The organism is Pedobacter sp. HMWF019 (assembly GCF_003061025.1).
Classification (GTDB): domain Bacteria; phylum Bacteroidota; class Bacteroidia; order Sphingobacteriales; family Sphingobacteriaceae; genus Pedobacter.
Window position 1 is genome coordinate 18179 of sequence record NZ_QAIL01000317.1, and the last position, 2220, is coordinate 20398.

Below are 2220 nucleotides of genomic sequence, written 5' to 3' on the forward strand. Positions count from 1 at the left end.
TCGGTTCTGCCTGTATAATGCCATATGCACCAAAGCCATTTACATAACCGGAGCTCAGTGCATATAAATGTTCTGTGTAGACGTATTCTGGCGTGGTGTTTATCGGACCTAGTACAGGTTTAGTATAATAGGCACCTCCTCTCGGTGTATAATCTGCTAGTGTTAAAAAGCGGTAATCCGGGTCATTCTGCCCTGCCCTTGAGGAGGCCACATTATAACTCAACCTTGGTGAGTATTCCGTTTCTAAAAACTTATGCTCTCCCTGGAGGTTAAAGGTATTCAGTTTGCGATAGGATTGTTTCAAAGAGTAAATGGTGCTCTTCACTTCTCCTGGCAAGCCTGTATATTCATATCTGCCAGACATATTTGTCGCCTGCGTTTCTCCGCCCCAGCTGCCAAGATATTGCATACTGATTTCATGTCTCGGGCTAAAACGGTACGTTAGGCCCAGGAGCGTTCCATAATTGAGCGTTTCTGCGCCGGTATTCTCTTTATACGTCTGGTATTTACCCATAAAAAGACTATTGGGGGTAATATAGTTTGGAATGTTCCTCGGACTTTGTACTTGTGGGTTTCCTGTAACGACGCCTTGATAGATACTATATTGTTGAATGTCACCATTAGATATATCTGTGGTTCTTCGATAATAATTCGCGCCGGCAATTACCCCCAGTTTGTGTTTCTTAAACAAAGTATAACTGTTACCAAAGGTTCCAGAATACAGCTGATTGATGGGAGCCTGTTTATATTTTGTGGTCATGACTGGATCAAATCCCTGCATAATCCCATTAATCCGGCCTACCTCCTGTTTAACTTCGGGGCTATAACCGCTATTGGTGATCATATTTTGAATTTGTGTCAATCCTCCTTTATATTGTTTGGAGAGATTTAAAAAGTCGCTTGACAGGTTCTTTTTATTGATTTTATTCCCAAAGAAACCCATATCGCTGTTGTAAAAACTATTGTACTGTCCACCAATTCCTATGTTGGAATTGAAACCGCTTTGGGCAATTAAACTGATGATCATACTGTCTGGTACAGACTTGGTTTTCAGCTCAACAATACCTGCAGCTGCATCTGCTGGTTTATCAGGTGTTACGGTTTTATAAATCGTGATGTTATCTAATAGCGATGCAGGAACAAGGTCGAGCGGAATTGAACTGCGGTCTGGATCAGAAGAAGCCAGACGAACACCATTTAGCTGGCCAACAACACTCCTGTCGCCCAAACCACGAATGGCAACGTATTTATCATCTGTAACAGTTACGCCTGATACCTTTTGCAAAGCCTGCGTAGTTGTTATACTTCCCGTCCGTTCAATTTGTTGTGCAGATATGGCGTCTTGTACGGTTGCTGATTTTTTACGTTCATCTAATACGGCATTCTCTGTTCTTGTGTTTCTACGGGCTTGAACAGTTACTTCACTCAATACTGTACTGGAAGGGATAAGGGCCACGGCAAGGCCATTCTTTTCTTTTGTCATTTTTACTTCCCGGGTATTGTAGCCCATATAACTGAACACAAGAGTAACTTCCGGACTGGAAATCGTTAGGCTGAAATTACCGTCATTATCTGTTGTCGTTCCTCCCTGACCATTTTTAATTCTTACAGAAACACCCGGCAAAGTTTCCTTAGTAACCCCGTCAATAACTTTTCCGGTGATGCGCTGTTGTAGGGGCTTCGCCACGATCGTTACGAAACCCTGCATTACCTTAAATTCGAGTGGTGTATTTTTCAGCACTTCATTGATGGCTTCCCTTATGGTAATCCCATCGTCTTTCAAAGTGACATTCTTAAGAACAGAATTCAGCAGGTCGTCCCTGAACAAAAAGTGGATCCCACTGTTGGCCTCTATAGTGAGCAAACTTTTCTTAACACTGGCATTTTCGATTTTAAGCTGAACCTTCTTTTCCAGATTCTGACCATATCCCGAACTCGCAATTAATAAATTAACGAGCAGGAGCTGTATGACTATCGAAATAAACGAACACTTCATTATAAAATAGAGGTTATCTTTTATTTTAAATGGTATTGAAGGATACTGATATAATCCTTTTTGCATATTTTTGAAAAATTAAGGGTTGACCCGGCTAGCCGGGATTGCTTTTAATATTCTTTAAGCCGGACTGACGTCCAAATCCTCCGTGCTTAATGATTTCCTGATACGTCCCTGTTATTTCTAACAGGGACGTTGTTTTTTTGTAGAATGATCTTACATAC

The 2220-nt window shown here is 41.4% G+C and carries 1 protein-coding gene; it reads right to left on the bottom strand.

From position 1 onward, the window contains the following. A partial coding sequence (locus DBR11_RS30225) for an STN domain-containing protein (protein WP_233260808.1) occupies positions 1 to 1996 on the bottom strand: 1996 nt, incomplete at its 3' end. Positions 1997 to 2220: the final 224 nt, after the last annotated feature.